The sequence below is a fragment of the Microcoleus sp. F4-D5 genome (genome assembly GCF_036704885.1).
In the GTDB taxonomy this organism is placed as follows: domain Bacteria; phylum Cyanobacteriota; class Cyanobacteriia; order Cyanobacteriales; family Microcoleaceae; genus Microcoleus.
Window position 1 is genome coordinate 62688 of the sequence record NZ_JAUBSX010000001.1, and the last position, 17440, is coordinate 80127.

General features: G+C 44.7%; 18 protein-coding genes. 5 read left to right on the plus strand and 13 right to left on the minus strand.

What is annotated here, in order from left to right; genetic code table 11:
• Positions 1-24: 24 nt before the first annotated feature.
• From QUA80_RS00320 to QUA80_RS00345, 6 genes are all read right to left on the minus strand, one after another.
• A complete protein-coding gene (locus tag QUA80_RS00320) occupies positions 25-222 on the minus strand; it encodes a hypothetical protein (protein ID WP_333420298.1) in 198 nt (65 codons plus the stop codon).
• A gap of 915 nt (positions 223-1137) precedes the next feature.
• On the minus strand, positions 1138-1608 hold the full coding sequence (locus tag QUA80_RS00325; protein WP_333420300.1) for a GNAT family N-acetyltransferase: 471 nt from the start codon (positions 1606-1608) through the stop codon (positions 1138-1140).
• Positions 1608-2237: a restriction endonuclease subunit R gene (locus QUA80_RS00330; protein ID WP_333420302.1), complete on the minus strand. Its 630-nt coding sequence runs from the start codon at positions 2235-2237 to the stop codon at positions 1608-1610. The genes QUA80_RS00325 and QUA80_RS00330 overlap by 1 nt, the downstream gene beginning before the upstream one ends.
• Positions 2238-2280: 43 nt before the next feature.
• A complete protein-coding gene (locus QUA80_RS00335; RefSeq protein ID WP_333420304.1) occupies positions 2281-3330 on the minus strand; it encodes a DUF1611 domain-containing protein in 1050 nt (349 codons plus the stop codon).
• Between the two features lie 88 nt (positions 3331-3418).
• Entirely contained in the window at positions 3419-4180 is a 762-nt protein-coding gene (locus QUA80_RS00340) for a Uma2 family endonuclease (protein WP_333420306.1), read from the minus strand.
• A 31-nt stretch (positions 4181-4211) separates the two neighbouring features.
• The gene (locus tag QUA80_RS00345) at positions 4212-5282 is read right to left on the minus strand and encodes a dipeptide epimerase (protein WP_333420308.1); all 1071 of its coding nucleotides are present in this window, start codon (positions 5280-5282) and stop codon (positions 4212-4214) included.
• Between the two features lie 120 nt (positions 5283-5402).
• On the opposite strand from QUA80_RS00345, the gene QUA80_RS00350 reads away from it, so the two are divergent.
• Together QUA80_RS00350 and QUA80_RS00355 are read left to right on the plus strand one after the other, a co-directional pair.
• On the plus strand, positions 5403-6122 hold the full coding sequence (locus QUA80_RS00350) for a hypothetical protein (RefSeq protein WP_333420310.1): 720 nt from the start codon (positions 5403-5405) through the stop codon (positions 6120-6122).
• Between the two features lie 42 nt (positions 6123-6164).
• Positions 6165-6611: an NADAR family protein gene (locus QUA80_RS00355; protein ID WP_333420312.1), complete on the plus strand. Its 447-nt coding sequence runs from the start codon at positions 6165-6167 to the stop codon at positions 6609-6611.
• A 453-nt stretch (positions 6612-7064) separates the two neighbouring features.
• Here the strand turns inward: QUA80_RS00355 and QUA80_RS00360 are convergent, their stop codons facing one another.
• Both QUA80_RS00360 and QUA80_RS00365 read right to left on the minus strand, forming a co-directional pair.
• Positions 7065-7769 (minus strand): hypothetical protein, encoded by a 705-nt coding sequence (locus QUA80_RS00360; protein WP_333420314.1) that lies wholly within the window; start codon positions 7767-7769, stop codon positions 7065-7067.
• A gap of 205 nt (positions 7770-7974) precedes the next feature.
• Positions 7975-8331: a hypothetical protein gene (locus QUA80_RS00365; protein WP_333420316.1), complete on the minus strand. Its 357-nt coding sequence runs from the start codon at positions 8329-8331 to the stop codon at positions 7975-7977.
• A gap of 55 nt (positions 8332-8386) precedes the next feature.
• On the opposite strand from QUA80_RS00365, the gene QUA80_RS00370 reads away from it, so the two are divergent.
• Complete coding sequence (locus QUA80_RS00370) at positions 8387-8554, plus strand: hypothetical protein (protein WP_333420318.1); 168 nt, start codon at positions 8387-8389, stop codon at positions 8552-8554.
• A 320-nt stretch (positions 8555-8874) separates the two neighbouring features.
• Positions 8875-9570: a Uma2 family endonuclease gene (locus QUA80_RS00375; RefSeq protein WP_333420320.1), complete on the plus strand. Its 696-nt coding sequence runs from the start codon at positions 8875-8877 to the stop codon at positions 9568-9570.
• A 131-nt stretch (positions 9571-9701) separates the two neighbouring features.
• On the opposite strand, the gene QUA80_RS00380 is transcribed toward QUA80_RS00375, so the two are convergent.
• On the minus strand, positions 9702-10418 hold the full coding sequence (locus QUA80_RS00380) for a Uma2 family endonuclease (protein WP_333420322.1): 717 nt from the start codon (positions 10416-10418) through the stop codon (positions 9702-9704).
• 150 nt (positions 10419-10568) lie between these two features.
• Between QUA80_RS00380 and QUA80_RS00385 the strand changes: the two genes are divergently transcribed.
• Positions 10569-11909, plus strand: coding sequence for a 16S rRNA (cytosine(967)-C(5))-methyltransferase (locus QUA80_RS00385; protein WP_333420324.1), 1341 nt, complete (start codon positions 10569-10571; stop codon positions 11907-11909).
• 117 nt (positions 11910-12026) lie between these two features.
• Here QUA80_RS00385 and QUA80_RS00390 read toward each other — a convergent pair whose 3' ends face one another.
• From QUA80_RS00390 to QUA80_RS00405, 4 genes are all read right to left on the minus strand, one after another.
• Positions 12027-14609: a penicillin-binding protein 1A gene (locus tag QUA80_RS00390; protein WP_333420326.1), complete on the minus strand. Its 2583-nt coding sequence runs from the start codon at positions 14607-14609 to the stop codon at positions 12027-12029.
• Between the two features lie 253 nt (positions 14610-14862).
• On the minus strand, positions 14863-15873 hold the full coding sequence (gene chlG, locus QUA80_RS00395; RefSeq protein ID WP_333420328.1) for a chlorophyll synthase ChlG: 1011 nt from the start codon (positions 15871-15873) through the stop codon (positions 14863-14865).
• A 637-nt stretch (positions 15874-16510) separates the two neighbouring features.
• Positions 16511-16645 (minus strand): hypothetical protein, encoded by a 135-nt coding sequence (locus tag QUA80_RS00400; RefSeq protein ID WP_333420330.1) that lies wholly within the window; start codon positions 16643-16645, stop codon positions 16511-16513.
• 7 nt (positions 16646-16652) lie between these two features.
• Complete coding sequence (locus QUA80_RS00405) at positions 16653-17357, minus strand: helix-hairpin-helix domain-containing protein (protein WP_333420332.1); 705 nt, start codon at positions 17355-17357, stop codon at positions 16653-16655.
• Between the last annotated feature and the right edge of the window lie 83 nt (positions 17358-17440).

The window sequence follows — 17440 nt, forward strand, 5'->3', positions numbered from 1 at the left end:
ATATATGGATGTGTAATTGTGTGTTTATGCTATTTGAAAGGCTGCATTTGCTCGCTTGAGATTGATTGATTCCCTTGATATTTCATTGTTCTTGTCTTCCGTCGTTCTATCGGGATAAAAGGCAAATAATTTTTGAAATGTTAAGGGGGTTTGAGAAGCGGTTGCGGGGAATCTAAATCCAGTAATTCCGATAATTCCGAGGTATTGAATTAAGGATTTCATGGTTGAGCAGTTGGTGGGATTTGCCTGACGGGTAGATGTTGTTAGCTACATTAGAGATTGGCTGATTCCGCATTACTGCTGCTGTGAAGATGTTTTATTTTTGGGTTTTATGTTTTGATTGGGTTGTGACTCACTTGCTTTACACTTACTAATTTGCCAGGAGTCCAATGTCTGTGGGGCGATCGCCAGTCCACTTTCCGAGTCTGGTACTGGCACAGGACACTGGTCAAGCCGCAAACAACGATTTTGCAAAGGTTTTTGCCTAGAAATCAGACTTGTAGCTGTGCCAATTTACCAAAGTGGACTACCGCGAACTGTGAATTATGAATTTACGCAGTCTCGATCGCCCAATCCGGAATATCCATAAATATCTAGTCCGTCACTTACGCACCAAACCGCTAAAAACCAGGTGTCTGACACCCTGTGCGCCATTAGGGGTCTGTAAGCGGATCTGTGATACAAGCAAGTAAAGTTGGGCACTAACCCGCCCTCCCCATGCGATGTTGATTTGTACCTACCTATTTAGGCATAGAAAATAGGCGATCGAGATTGATATCAAATCCAGTAGCATCGTCGGGCGTAAAATCCAGTCAAGAGTCAACAATCACGGATCGTGCCACCAGAATCGATCTAATTCATCTGCGTTAATCTGTGTTTATCTGCCCTCATCTGCGGTAAAAAAAAGAGAATTTATCGGGCCGCCCCGGACAACGAATTGACGCCCATTTACGCAGGGGTCGAGAAGAGATATATCAATAATGCCGATGCTAACAGATTTGATATGACCCAGATATCAGGAGGCGGTAGGAGTTTTTGATCGATGCAGGTCGATCGCACCCTGTTATCCAATTATTGAACAGGTCGAACTTAAAATCCATTCATAAATTCAGAATCTTAAATTCATAAAAGTCATAATTATAGACAACCTGCTTGATAGTGCATAATTGTTACAGGAATTTTGAATAAAGTTTTAGCTAATTGAGACAAACCGAACTTGAATTTAAGCGACTGCGGCAATTCTTGTACGGAAACTTCTACGAAGCCAAAGCGAGTATAAAATGATGCGAGTCGCTTTCCCAAACATTCTAAATATAGCGGTTCTGTAGCTTGTTGAATTAAATATTTTGTGAGGTAGCTTCCCAAACCTCGATCGCGCCAATCTTTCGCCACCACCAAACTGCCCAATTCTTGCGCGCCCGCAAAGTTCCGCAACTGTCCGCAAGCTGCCAATTTTCCCTCGCATTCGATGACCCAGAATTGCTCCCAGCGCAACTGAGTTGGATCGAGTTTGGCGCTCCACACTAACATTCTAATTGATTTGATGTCTCGATCGCAGGCCGGGCGGATGGCGCATTCAGACGGTAAGGAAAAAGAAGTTTCAGTCATTAGTTATAGTTGGTAACTACAGCAGCAATTCGTTTAAAAATGCGGAATACCTCGTAAAAGTCCTGGGCGCGATCGATTACGAACTCATAAGATAAAGCGTACTGCGGAGTGTCTTGTTTAATCAATTTAATGAATCTGAAGTTGCTGCCATTTGTCAGAAGCCCAAAAGTTGGTCTGTCTGGATTGGGGTTACTCACCATATAAAAAAGTAGTTGGGGAAGTCCTGCCTCAAGGGAGTATTGAGCTCGCTTGGCTTCGATTGCCACAACCCAAAAAGATTCCATTAAAAGCAGAATATCAATGCTTCCTTTGACAAGTATATCTTCATCCACTGTAACCAGTTCCACCGATTTTTCTGACTCTATGTGAAAGGGAGTCAGGTAAAAATCTGCTAAAAATAGCAAGGGAGCCAGTACCACCATTTTTACGGTATCTTCTATCATGGGGTACTCAGCACTGTTAGTATAGCCAGCTTTTATTTTGTCTAGATATCGCTTTTCTTCATCAGTAATTTCTGGTAAATCGTCAATCCACTCTGCGAAAAATTGCTCGTCTTCTGCAAGTTGCAAGTTAAATTTTGTTTTGACATCACGCAGTGTCAGTGTTTTTGCTTGAAGTGATTGTGTCATACTTTTCTGTAGCAATTTGCTAGTTGTAATTTATTGTAGCATATCAACTGTCGATCGCCTCCAACAAAACCTCCGCGCCCAACCGCACCGGATCGGTACAAGGCAATCCCGTTTCTGCTTGAACTTCAGCTATTGCTAACAGCGCATCTGCCTCATTTAAGTGATGAGTGTTGAGGGCGATCGCGCTCACTTTTCCCCCTGCAAAAGCACCGGCAGCAGCGGCAACTATTTCGTACAATTCAACCACTTTTGATAATTTGGGAATCGATACGTGCGGGTGATTGCGAATGCTAGTTTGTCCGGCTCGGTGCGCTAAAATTAAGTGAGTTGGCTGCGAACCCCGCAGCAGCGGCAGAGTCGCCGTCGAACCCGGATGCAATAGCGAACCTTGCCCTTCTACGTGCAGAATATCGCATTCAGAACCCAATTTTATCGCCATTTGTTCGACAGCACCAGCGGCAAAATCAACTCGCACTGCATCCAAAGGAAGACCTTCATTTCCAATCATTAAACCCGTTTGACCGGTTGCCAAAAATTTGGAACGCAAACCCCGCTGCAAGCAAGTGCGATTGAGTTCCAAACTGGTTGACATTTTGCCAACGCTCATATCTGTGCCGACAGTTAATACGCGGCGGCAGCTTAATTTAGCGGCGGCAGCAGAGGCGATCGCACCCACAGATTTCGGTTCCTGACGCACGTCCCAAATCCATTGATTTTCGGTTAACGGAACTGTTATCAAAGGTGCAAGTTTCGCGTGCAAACCGTTGACAACTGACAAACCTGCTGCTACCGCTTGATTAATTTCTGGCAGCCATTCTGCAGGCAAAACACCGCCGGAAGGAGCGATACCAATTAGCAGAATATCCGGCGCAAATTGCAGTGCTTCTGCAACGGAAGCAACTATCGGTACTTGTTGAGGAATGCCCGTTAATTCAGGTAAAGATTGTCCGGCACATTGGCGGTCTATTACTGATACAATTTGTGCTTCGCTGTAGCGCAAAAACGCTAAACCTGTTTTGCCGGAAGCGCCGAGAATTCCCTCGTGCAGCAAGATAGCAACTTGGCCATTTTTGATCGGATAGTTTTTAGTCATTGGTTCATTTTTGAGACGGGCAATTTTAGATTTTAGATTCTCTTTAAAATCTAAAATCTAAAATCTAAAATCTAAAATCGATTGGGTGTTAGCTGTGATTTGGGTTCAGGGTAAGATCGTTGGGATCTTCTCCCAATTCTCGCAATCTGGCCTCTAGTCGCGAGGCTCGCTGGCGTTCCTGTTCCGCTTGCTGTTGAGCTGCTTCCTCCGGCAACAAAACTAAATTGCCAGATTCATCGAAAAAACGCACCCAAGTCGCTGTTTCTCGATCGACAATTCCTTCCCAAGTACCCAACCAAAAACCTAACGTTTCGCACCACAGCCAGCCCCGCTCGTCGGGTACTAACGGCTGATAGCGTTGATTATTATCTAAATGCCATCCCCGCAAAGAATTCGGATCAAAAGGATCGAAAACAAAGTAATCAGGAGTTCTAAAAACCTGCTCGTAAATATCCTTTTTTTTGCCTGTATCCTCATTAGCCGTTGATGGCGACAGCAGTTCCAAAATCACATCCGGGTAACGTCCGTTTTCATTCCAAACTACCCAACCTTGTCGGGAAGTATCGCCGTCAACACCCAACACAGCGAAAAAATCCGGGCCTCGGAAATCCTGATTGCGAACTTGTTTAACGCTGTAATAAATAAACATATTGCCACCGACAAAAAAATCGTTCCGGTGAGCTAAACCTAGTTCTACCGAACGGATTAAAACGTTCATAGCTATACGGTGGCGGTTGCTTTCCATTTCTGCACCATCATCAAAAATTAAATCAGTCGGCGGCTTGTGTTTTTCAAAGAAAAGCTTGGCTTCTCTATTAATTTGCTCTCCTATTGATTCTACTGGTATCATACTATCTCCCGATGTGTTTTTAGCGATACTTCTATTCTACAATCTCAATTCGCCTCACTCCCAATCCCGATCGCTCGTTTGGCAGCAAACACCCATTTTCGACGATCGCACCGGTGAAAGGATCGTCTAATAAATTTAAGTGACTGTCCAAATCCAAATAGTCAGCTAGGGGCGAAAGTTGTGCTGCTGCTGTATTTGCGATCGCGCTATCTGAATAGCAGCCGAACATTACTTGCAAATTGCAGGCTTTTGCTGTGTGAATCATCCGCATTGCTTCGGTCAATCCGCCTGACTTCATCATTTTGATATTGATGCCGTGGACACAGTGCGCTAACTTGGGTATATCAGAACTATTAAAGCAACTTTCATCAGCAAAAATTGGCAAGGGCGATTGACGGTACAGTTCTGAAAATTCATCCATATCGGCGACGGGTGAAAGGGGCTGTTCTACATAATTTATCGGGTATTTTTCCAGCCAGCGACACATTTCGATCGCGCTGTTTAAACTCCAACCGCCGTTAGCATCTACACTGATTTGAATGTTAGCTGGTGCTTCGTCTAGCACTGCTATTAACATAGCTTTGTCCGCTTCGATTCCTGCGGGATTTCCTAATTTAACCTTAACGGCGCGGTATTTGATGCTTGCTGGATCTGTGCCAAACCAATCGCGCACTCTTTCTCTCGCACTCCTCGGCGAATTAATGCCGATTGTGACGGAGGTGGGGACGATGCGCGATCGATCTAATCCCCACATTTTCCACAGCGGCAAGCCTGCTTTTTTGCCCAGCCAGTCGTGCATTGCCATGTCGATGCCGGCGCGGGCGGCTGAGGGTAAGTTGACCTCGGTTAATACTTGTTCGATTTTTTGTCCATCGAAGGGAGTAAACTTTTCTAGCAGCGGTGCAGCTTCCTGCAATGCCGCTAGCAGAATTTCGGTAGTTTGGGGCCTAGAACCTGTGGAAAAGGGCGATGCTTCTCCCCAACCTTCGATTCCTTCGTGTGCTAATTTTACCCATAAATTCGTACTTTGGGCTGTTGTACCGCGGCTGATAGTAAGGGCAAACCGCTTGCGGACAGTCAAGCTTTCAATTTGAACGTGCATTGTCAGCGATCGGTGATTTTTGTAGCTAAAAATCGGAGGTTGCGGATTGCGCTGCTCTTCCCATTTTTAACTTTTTACTTTATAGTTTGATTTTGCTTGTTCTAGTTTATCAAAAACTTGATGCAATTCATTATTTCTGTTTCGCCGAAGAGAGTTGCCTACTCTCTCAGCCTTTGGGTGCTATTCTTTGCTATTGCTGGTTGCACTGTAAAAGTTTTGCGATACGTTTTTAACAATCGCGAACGCTGGATAAGTTTGTTTGATTTAGACGCAGAAATAAATTATCCTTCGTGGTACTCGTCATTTACTTTGCTGTTTTGCGGGATTTTGCTAGGTATTATTGCTGTTGCTAAGAGGAAGCAGGGCGATCGATATTTTAGGCACTGGAAAGCGCTGGGATTCATCTTTGTATTTTTCTCTTTAGATGAAATTTTGAGCTTGCACGAAATATTAATTATTAACGATTTGCGAAAGGCACTGAATTTAGGGGGAATTTTTTACTTCATTTGGGTAATTCCGGGGGCGATTTTTGTTGTGCTTACTGGGCTGGCTTATCTGAAGTTTCTCCAGCACCTACCCCGGAAAACAAGGGACTTGTTTTTACTAGCAGGCAGTATATATGTCGGTGGAGCACTGGGCATGGAAATGGTTTGCGGCTATTATGCAGATGTGGCAGGTCAGCGAAACTTGATCTACGGTTTGATGGCTTCTGCTGAGGAAATTTTGGAAATGGTAGGGGTAATCGTATTCATCTACGCTCTGCTGTCTTACATCGGTTCCTATCTTGAAATTATTGATTTGCGGTTGAAGATAGTGGATAATCCAGAGAGGGAAAACTGACGATAAACCAAGATTATTAACGAAATAGAAATCGCAGACTTTATGGCTATCTACTTCTACACCACTGGCAGCGAATACGGCTGTTTTTCTAATTTTTCCAGTCATGGATTCGAGTTAGACGGAGAATATTGGCCGACTAGCGAGCATTATTTTCAAGCACAAAAGTTTCCCAAAACGGCTCATTGTGACCAAATTCGCCAAGCAAAAACGCCGAAAGATGCCGCAAAAATGGGGCGCGATCGCTCTCGTCCCCTCCGCAAAGATTGGGAACAAGTAAAAGATGATATCATGAGAAAAGCCGTACTCCGCAAATTTGAAACTCATGCCGAAATTAGAGAAATTTTACTCGCTACTGGCGATGAGGAAATAGTGGAAAATTCTCCTATTGATTACTATTGGGGTTGCGGGAAAGATGGCAGCGGCAAAAATATGTTGGGCCAGATTTTAATGGAAGTAAGGGAAGTATTGCGAAAACGCACGTCAGAGTAAAACAGAACTTAAATTTCCCAAACTAAAGCAGGACTTATTTAATCCTAAGTCCTGCAATGCTCCTCAGCGAGCATTTCCTCGATTTTCTTAAACACTGAACTTAAAAATCGGTCTGAGCAACTGTCAAAACATGTGCCAATCTCCTCAGGCTGTTCTAGTAGAGGGTTTAGCCTCTCCTCAGAGACTGCGAAGCAGGGGAAACGGTAAAAACCCTGCACCACTTTTTTTGTTTTAACAACTACTCTTAACCGGAATTAACCTTGAGCGTCGCAAGTACAGCATTGTTTGCCAGCCGCCTCCCGGACACCGTTCTCCTGAGGTTGGCGATTCACAGGTCAAACAGCAAAACACCTGTTCTGGTTAAAGTTTGTTTTTTATTTATGCTGTATCTTTCTATTGTGTGCGATTTGTGGAAAGTGTTAGCTGTTGTACAGAATTCTTTACATTTTTGATTTATTTGCATAACATCGCGCCACTCAGTCGCAGTTGCTGTTGAATTCGGTTAAATTCTTTCTGTTCTTCGCTTAGCAAAGCATTGTCGATCGGCGATCGCATATCCCACTGCAATTCGGACAATAACAACAAACAGCCAGCCATAATTGTGCCTGTGGTTAGATATTGCCAAGGTGCAACAAAAATTAATAGAGGGATGCTAAATAAATGAGTTAGTCCAATCAGAAGAAAAGTGCGCGATCGCAAACCGAGTCCCGTACAAAAATAGCCGATCGCGCTCAACCCCAACCACAAATCGCAAAGGTGCAGCAACAAACCTCCCCAACCGGCAAAAATACTGCAATCGGTCAGCACCAAACCAGTTATCATCAAAATCGCCCAACAGTAAAGAATCCAGCTAACTCGCTCGACTTTTACCCAAAACAAAGTCAAAACAGCCATTCCCGCAGTGCCAATTAGAGTCAAAGTTGACCACAGAATCGCCTGAAAGCTCCAACTGATCGGGACAAACTGAGCCGTAAAAAAAATCCCCCCTGTCACCAAACCCCACAGCAAAAAAGTTTGGTCGATGCGGGTATAAAATCCTGAGAAAAGAGTAATATTTCCAATTTGCCAGCGGAGTTGTAACAGGCCTTCGCGGTCTTGTACGTCGAGATGTTCCTGTTTGCTGCGGATTAGGGGTTCGGAGGCGTTGAAAAAGGTCATCCAGTGTTGGGGAAAGTATGAAGTTTTGTGTATTGTAACAAATCTTAAGGAATATTTTTTAGATTTTTTCTTGTTCCTAGGCTCGGCCTGGGGACGTAGATTTGGAGGCTCTGTCTCCCCCCAGTCTGAGACTTGCGAGGCAGAGCAAGAGTGATATCGATTCCCAGGCAGAGCTCGGGAACCAGTTAATCTGCTGATTAATTATTTATTGTGCCTGCTGTTCACACCATAGATTCAAAATTGATTGCCACTCCAGCAGTAGCCTTTTTGCTTCTGTCAAAAGGATCTCCGTGCTTTCTGGTTCTGCATCTTGTCCACCTGTGGGCCATAGTTCTGTAATTACTATACGGTCGGTATAAAGTTCAGCATCTATACAATCGCCAGTCACTTCAGTTACTTTTACATCCCTGATATTTTTGCTACATTCAATTTTCTCAATAATTTCTAGGTATATTTGTCCTTTCGTAGACCGAGCTTCTTCAAGAAAAGTTGCTAGGAGATAGCTCCGAGGTGGTAATTCTCGATCAAAAATAGCGATCGTTCTTCCGTTAAAATTTTCCACCCTAAATTCCATTGTTTATTCTCGTACTAATAGGCCTGCACGGATCGGTAGCTGATTGAAGCCTCTGCGTTTTCGGAACGAACAGAGTAGCCTATTATGCGATCGGCGTCCCCAAGCTACTTACGAACAATTCCAAATTCCGATCCGCCTGCTGAATGCGGCTGTCCGCTATAAGGAAACAAAGGGCGACAGACGAGTTTTGCTAGAACTTGCGATAGAATAACGCAATTTATTATAACCGTTGGTTTCAACAAAACCAGAATCAGAGAACCTGGCGATTGAAAATCGCAACTATACAATTGAGACCCCAGTGGAAATCGTGGCTACACAAACAAAGTCCGCCTACGCGGACTGAAGAAAGGAAATTCAACTCGCGCAGGCGGGTTTTGTCTGTGTAGATGCGGTTTCAACCGCCGTTTCACCCAATGTCATCTTCAACCCGCGCAGGCGGGTTTAATCTGTGTAGATGCGGTTTCAACCGCCGGGTTTTGTTAAAATAGGTATAAAATATAAATTGATGCTAGTAGCAATGGAGTCATCCCCATGACAACAACAATTCCCACTGAAACTTTGCCAGAAATCATCTACCCAGACAGCGACGGAAAACCCATGTCTGACAATACCAAACAGTTCCAATTAATAGTAAAAATTCAAGGCGGAATAGATGCCTTATTCAAAGACAACGAAAATGTTTTTGTAGCAGGTGATTTGCTGTGGTATCCCGTCGAAGGAGATAACAAAATTCGCCAAGCACCTGATACTATGGTAGTCTTTGGCCGACCCAAAGGTGACAGAGGTTCATACAAACAGTGGCTTGAAAATAATATTGCGCCGCAAGTGGTCTTTGAAATCCTTTCGCCTGGAAACCGACTGGGAGAAATGTTTAAGCTGTTTAAGTTCTACGATAATTATGGAGTAGAAGAATATTATGTCTACGATCCAGAGGATAATGAGTTAATAGGTTGGCTGCGAACTGACGGACAACTCAACTATATTGAATCAATGGAGGGTTGGGTAAGTCCGCGTTTGGAAATCCGTTTTGAAACTGTATCGGGAGATTTAGAAATTTATCGTCCCGACGGACTAAAGTTTTTGTCTTATGTGGAGTTGTCAAGACAAATGGAACAAGCGCAGCAACAAATCGAACAAGAACGACAGCAGAAAGAGTTAGTACAGCAAAAAGCCGATCGCCTATCAGAAAAATTGCGAGAAATGGGGATAAATCCAGAGGAAGTTTGAAACTTTTATAGTTTTGGACGCAGGGGTGGTCAGAAACCGGGTTATTTGCCCAGAAGACCCGTTACAGCGCAAAAACAGCCAAAAACCCCGTTTATTTGGTTGAGGCGGGTTGTGTTTGACAAGACGCCGTTTCAACCGCCGAGAAACTTAACAAACTCGCCATGTTCAGCCGAATTAATTCCCTCCTGCAACACCCTCATCACCTGCGCTAAATCACCCTCCAACAAAGCAGCCACAGCCAACCGCAAACCTGGAAAAACTACACTGTGTACAACACCATTCTCATCAGGTTGAATAGAAACATACTTACCTTTATCTAGCCTAAACCAATACAAACGTTTTTTGTTAATCTGCCAAACAATATACTCCTGCACCCCATTTCGCCGATAAGCCTTTTTCTGATCGTGCAAATCGTAAGACGCGGTACTAGCCGCTATTTCAACAATCAATTCCGGCGCACCTTGCACGTAATCATCATCAGTAATGCGCGAATTTCCCCCATTTTCAATTCGCAGCAAAGCGTCTGGCTGCGGTTCATTATCGCCATCTAAAAGTACCGTTGCATTGTCGCCCAGCCGAACACCGGGAGTAGCAATCCGATAATTCCACAGCCAGCCAATAATGTTACTGTGAGGTTCAGCATGAGGTTCAAAACGTACTGGCGATGGCATATACACAACTCCTTCTATTAGTTCAGCTTTCTTAACGTGCGGCATGGCGAGATAGCGATCGTGAAATTCAGGCTGCGAAAGCCGATCGCCATTTTCCAGCGGCAGCATCTTTTCTGCATCTTCCGAAGGAGTTTGTTGCTCTAGATTTTTTGTATTTTTTACAGATGTTTGATTCATAAAATATTACCTTACAATGAAGCGTACAGAAACTCTAAACAGGAAATGGTAAAATAAATAAGCAGTTATTTAAATTATAGTCCGCGAAGGCGGACTTTGTTTGTGTAGACACGATTTCCAATCGCCGAGTATTTTTATCACTAACCAGCTATGCAAAATCCCCGCCAAATAGCCTTTCTCGCACTCCGCGAAGTCCACCGCCGAGGTGCATTCGCAGATGCCGCACTCGATCGCGCTTTCGGCAATTCTCAACTCAACGCCCTCGATCGGCGTTTAGTCACAGAATTAGTTTACGGTAGCGTCAGGAGAATGCGATCGATCGACTTCATCATCGACAAACTAGCCACAAAGAAATCCTCCCAACAACCGCCCGAACTCCGCACCATCCTACATTTAGGCTTATATCAACTCGAATATCTCAACCAGATTCCCCCCTCGGCAGCCGTCAATACCACCGTTCAACTAGCAAAAGAAAACGGCTTTTCAGGACTCAGCAGTTTTGTCAACGGTTTGTTGCGCCAATACATCCGTTTAACAGATAACGACTTAAACCCATTAACAGTTAGTAATTATAAATCAACCGTTGAACGCCTAGGAATTATGCACAGCTTCCCCGAATGGCTGGTAAAAATGTGGATCGAACAAATAGGGGAAACCGAAACTGAACAACTCTGTGAATGGTTCAACCAATCCCCCACAATTGACCTGAGAATCAATCCCTTAAAAAGCTCGATCTGCCAAATCGAAGCTGCCTTCAAATCCCACAAAATCTCAACTAGCAGACTCCCCAACTTGCCCCAAGCATTAAGACTAAATGGCAGCATCGGCGCAATTCAAAACCTCCCCGGATACAGCGAAGGTTGGTGGACAATCCAAGACAGCAGCGCTCAATTAGTCACCCATTTACTAGGGCCCCAGCCAGGGGAAACTATCATCGACGCCTGCGCCGCGCCAGGGGGAAAAACCACCCACAGCGCCGAATTAATGCAGGATACAGGCACAATTCATGCCTGCGACAAAACCGCCAGCAGACTCAAAAAACTTAAAGAAAATGCCGACAGACTCCAGATGAAATCCATTAAAATTCATACCGGAGACAGCCGCCATTTCCCAGAGTTTGTTAACCTCGCAGACAGAGTTTTACTAGACGCACCTTGTTCCGGGCTCGGAACCCTCCACCGCCGCGCCGACGCCCGCTGGCGCCACACGCCCGAAAACATTCAACAACAATCTCAACTGCAATCGGAACTGTTAGCAAATGCAGCGACATTTGTCAAGCCCGGCGGCGTATTAGTTTATGCAACTTGCACAATTCATCCCTTGGAAAATGAAACAGTTATTCGATCGTTCTTAAACAGCAATCCTCACTGGCAAATAGAACCGCCAACAATTGATTTACCCGTACAGCCATCACCCGAAGGATGGGTAAAAGTTTGGCCGCACAGACATCACATGGACGGCTTTTTTATGGTGAGGCTAAAGCAAGATTAGATTTGTAGATTGTGATTTACCCCCCGGAGTGTGGGCGGGTTTATGAGATTATTGCTTTTAGGCGATTATTGTTGGTGAAACCCGCCCCTACTGGTGGCAATTGTTGGTAAAACCCGCTTAATATCCCGGTTCTTGATAAGCAGGCTCTTCATAAGCCGGCTCTTGATAAGCCGGTTCTTGATAAGCAGGCTCTTGCGGTGGGTAATACTTGGGTTCAGGATTAGGATTGTAAGGTACGATCGCCCCATCCTCATTCACAATCATCCCCCGAATAATCCTATTAGGCTGCACCGGTTTAGCCTTAATACTGCCTTTGCGGCCCTCCAACTCCGGCAACTTCGGAAACTTCTCAACCGGCATTCCCTTAACGGCTTGACTCATAAAATCGCGCCAATTGTAGGCCGCCGTACCGCTAGTTCCCCACGTCGGATAATTGTCATCATTCCCCAGCCAAACCCCAGTCACTACCTGCGGAATGTAACCAATAAACCACAAATCCCGCACGTTTTCGGAAGTACCAGTTTTGCCTGCTACAGCGCGATCGTTTAAAGCAGCAGGCCCCCCCGTACCGTCTTGCACAACGCCCTCCAACATCCAAGTAGTAATCGCAGCACTATCCTTATCCAAAACCCGCTTCGGTTTAAAATTAGCCTGATAAATCACATCTCCCCGCTGATTAATCACCCGATTAATTCCGTGGGCTTCAATAAAATTACCTTGCGATGCTAGTGTACCGTAAGCATTGGTTAACTCCAGCAAATTCACCTCCGAAGAACCCAAAGCCAGGGAATAAATCGGACTCAATTTAGACTTAATTCCCATATCGCGGGCTAATTTGATCGTCGGTTCAAACCCGACATCCATCAACACCTTTACAGCTACGACATTCACCGAACGTGTCAAAGCATCAGACATCGATCGCCAACCGCTAAATTTTTTGCCATAATTATTCGGTTGATAGCCGTCGATAATAATTGGTTCGTCTTCGTAACCGTCATAGGGAGAAAAACCAGCCGCCATTGCTGCAGCATAAACCAACCCTTTAAACGTCGATCCGGGCTGCCGCAAAGCCTGCGTAGCACGATTAAACTGACTTTCCTTAAAATTCCCGCCGCCCACCAGGGCTTTAACTTCCCCAGTTTTAGTGTCCATAGAAACTAAAGCCGCCTGTTCAAAACCCTGACGGCGGCCGTCAACTTCGATCGCATTTTTAACAACTTCTTCCGCTATTTTCTGCCACTTCAAATCCACCGTCGTCTCAACAGTCAAACCGCCAGCTTCCAAAGCATCCTTAGAAACATAGCGCGGCAATTCCTTCCGAATGTAACTAGCAAAATAAGGCGCGACTACTTTAAATCGCTTCGGCGCACTTGGTTTAACTGCAATAGGTTCCGCCATCGCCTCCTTCGCCTGAGCCTCTGTAATTACCTTCGCTTCCTGCATTTGTTGCAGCACAAGATTGCGGCGTTTCTTAGCAATATCGGGATTAACCAAAGGCGAATATTCGCTCGGTGCCGGCGGCAAACCCGCCAAAGTTGCCATTTCTGCCAATGTTAATTTATCGACTGTTTTGCTGAAGAAAACCCAAGCCGCATCGGCCACACCGTAAGCATCCGAACCCAAATAAACTAGATTTAAATACCGTTCTAAAACTTGGTCTTTACTCAACTCTCGCTCTATTTTCTGAGCTAAAAGAGCTTCCCGGACTTTCCGCTTAATACTTCTTTCCTGATTGAGAAAAACAACGCGAGCCAATTGTTGCGTAATTGTACTGCCACCCTGCACTACATCTCTTTCTATCAAATTAGAAACAATAGACCGCACAATACCTTGATAATCCACCCCGCGATGTTTGTAAAAACGGCGGTCTTCTATGGCAATAAAAGCTTTAACCAACTGTTCGGGAATTTCTTTAAGTTTCAGCTTATCTCTAGTTGCAGGTCCCGACTGCAACAAAATCGTATTATCTGCTGCCTTAATTGTCAGCGTTCCGTCGCGGTTAAACGCTGACAAATCGTTAACATCCGGCAAACCTTTGTCTAAGGTGTACAAAATCCATAAACAGTAGACTAGAGCGCCCCCGCCTATACTGGCCACACCTAAACTTATCCAAAATCTAGGGGGGCGGGATATCAGTTTTTTAATTTTTTCCTGCGGTGCGCTAATTTCCTGTAGTTCCGTATGTCTCTGCAGTTTGGTTTTGGGCGATTCGCTATTTTCCGGCAATTCGCTACTATCCGATTTTTGGGGTAATTTAGTTCCCAGCAAACTTAATCCCGGCCGCAACAATTCTTTTCCCTTGGTTTGCAAGCTGGTAACTTGAGGTTCAATTTCCAACCAAGCAATTAAGCGCTTCAACCCTTCCCAATCGCGCTTGACTATTGGATATCGAGCGTATTCTGGCTCTAAATATTCTGACTCTAAATATTCTGACTCTAAATATTCTGACTCTAAATATTCTGACTCTAAATATTCTGACTCTTCTAGAGGTGCAGCATCTTCTGATACCACATACTCCGATCGCTCATCCCTTGTCCGTGTATAAAATTCCGCCTCCGATTCCGGCGAGTTGAGCTTATTGCCATTCGCAGCCTTCGGCAGTTCTCGATCGGAATTACCGCTTATTGCGTTAGTGACTTTGCTCAATTTATCTTTAATATTTGAGAAAAATTCTGCCACGTTCAGACCTTCAAACCTCATCAAGTCCGATTAAAAATTAAAAATTTTAAAAGCTACCTTTCTTCAATTTTTAATTTTTAATTCGACATTTTTTCTTCACTAACACGCTGCCTTGAATTCGATTTTTTGAATTAAAAACTCTTTAATTCACCGCTCAAAATTCAAAACTTTTCTTAACCCTGCGGAGTTTGGTATTTTTTTTTGAATTGAATTAGATTTTTTGAATTAAAAACTCTTTAACTCAAACCTCACAACTCAAAGCTTACAACTCTGCTTAACTCGCATTACCGAGTGCCAAGGCTGCTACCAGCATACCCAAAACCAGGAAAGGCTGAGCACTTGCCTGATATTTAACATCATTTTCCAGGGGATTGCGCAAAAAGTACATATCCTGAAAAGTGATTTGGGGAATTATCAGCAGCAGGAGAATTACCGCGTAAAGGTTTTGGTGGATGCTGATCAGGTAGCCTGCAATCCCAGCTTGAAATATGTCGATCGTCAACACGCAAATCCAAGCTGCGGTGTCGATGCCAAACATCACTGGCAAAGATTTTAACCCTAATTGCCGATCGCCTTCGACACTTTTGAAATCATTGACGATCGCAATTCCCAGCCCTGCCAAACTGTAAAACAGGGTCAAAATCATAATGGTCGGATCTAGTGTACCAAACAAAGCTTGACCAGCCCACCAAGGCAGGGCAATGTAACTGGCACCCAGGGCATAATTTCCCAACCAGCCATTCTGCTTGAGTTTCAGCGGTGGCGCAGAGTAGATGTAAGCTAGAAACACGCCGACGAGAGTCAAAACAGTCATTGTGGGGAATTCATGACCCGCCCACAAGTCTAGAGCATAAGCCACCGCAAAGCCTGCGGCTAATAATACCAAAATTTGCGTTACTACTTGGGGAATCGAGATCATCCCGGAGGGAATCGGACGGTAGGGCTCGTTAATGGCGTCGATGTCGCGATCGTAAAAATCGTTCAAAGTTTGAGTGTACCCGGTCAGCAACGGCCCTGACATCAACATACAAGCTGCTGCAATTAAGAAATTCTCTAGGTTCCAAACATAGTTTCCAGAAGACGCCGCGCCGCACACCACGCCCCAAATTAAGGGAATCCAGGTAATCGGTTTCATCAGTTGCAGGCGAATTTTCCAGATGGATGTTTCCCCGCTAGCGGCCCCTTTCATGCCCAACATTTGCCGAGTTTTGGCGGTGCGGTTTTCGGTAGCAGCACTTTCCGGTGCGGCTTCTGGGGAGATTTGGGATGGAGGAGAGTCAGACATAAGTTTGATGTTAGCGGTACTGCTACGATTGTGTCGTTCTGGATTTCAATAATAATTCTGATAGGATACCACTGATATTTAAGGCATCGTCTTGAAAACTTGCCCTGGCTTGGAGTTGATGCTGGGGGGGCAATACCGATTTTACCAGGGCATCTTAATATCATTATGATGTAAATGTCAAGAGTCGAGACTTGTTTTAATAATTTCGCTGGACCCCCCTGCTGAGGGGGATTTTTGCCAGCAGTTGCATTTAATGTCAATTACCAGGAGGCGATCGAGTTTTTTGCCCTGCTACCCTTGAATCATCTCATCTGACCCAAACCGGCGGCAGAAACTCAATATGTCTTCTGCAGGACTTACGCACCTTAGTAAGGTGCCCCGGAACCGGAAACCCTCGATCGTCATTTCTTAACTTCGTCTGACGCAGCCTACAATTCGATTCGAGTGTGACACGCTTGCCTGAGATCGTTCCCGGTGGAACTCATACATGATATGGAGGAAACGGCGCCGTGCCCTGGGACTACCCGGATTAATTTTAGTCCAAGGGCACGGCGCCGTTTCCTGGCTGTGGGTAATATTAATTCCGATGCTAGCGGATTTGAGATTAGTCCTATTCTATTTCTGCAATCAGATTTTCTCAGTCGATGTTTGAATCATCGCGAACCCGCAACTTTTCCACCGGGGTTTCCATCGATCTCAGGTAATCTGTATCATACAATTTTTGTCCGTCAACTTCTAATTTTTTGCGGTCATAAGCTGTTCGTGCTAACAACTGCAAATTAACAAATATGGCGGTAGGAATCAAAAGGCAATCCAGTCCGCCGCTTGACTTCGAGGACTGATTTGTAAGCGCCTTTTCTCTGCCTTTCTCTAACTATTTTTTCGGCAACAACCCGATCTAAACCGCTGGCGATTAACTCTTCGGGGGAAAGAATATTTAACCGTTTCCAAGTAAACTGCAATTCTTTTTGATAGTTGTAGCTGAAGCAAATCATCGGCGCGATGCGTCTGACGTGACTTTCGGGAATTCCGGCTATTTCTGATAACTCTTCGGCGTGTGTAAAAATGTAGCCTTCGTTTTGCAAAGATTCAATATCGTTAGCGTAGACGATCGGCAAACCCAAGATTCTGACCATATCGTCTTTGGTACACTCGTTAATATCTATTTTGCCGCGCACATTTGCCAGTTCTTCGGCATTCGTCGCAGTTGCAGGAACCAGTAAACCTCTGGGTGCGGTTTTGATGAGATAGCGCTTTTTCAAACTAAAAGCAGTGACAATTTGAGCGATCCAAACGATCGTACCCAAATTAGCTGAAGAAGATACCGCGAGTGCTGCTAAAGTAATGCCAATACCCCATCCCATCCAACTGCGAATATTTGACTTTTGACCTGCATAGGCGATCGCCAATCCGCCGAAGTAGGGAATAAAAGCATACCACACCCAATTTGGAGTTTGACGCAGCCAGTATAAATCTTGAGACACTTTATTTCTATCCTTAAAAATGCTTTATTTTACTTACTAAGATGCGCTCGGTCGCAACAACCAGATTTCTACCAAAATATTGG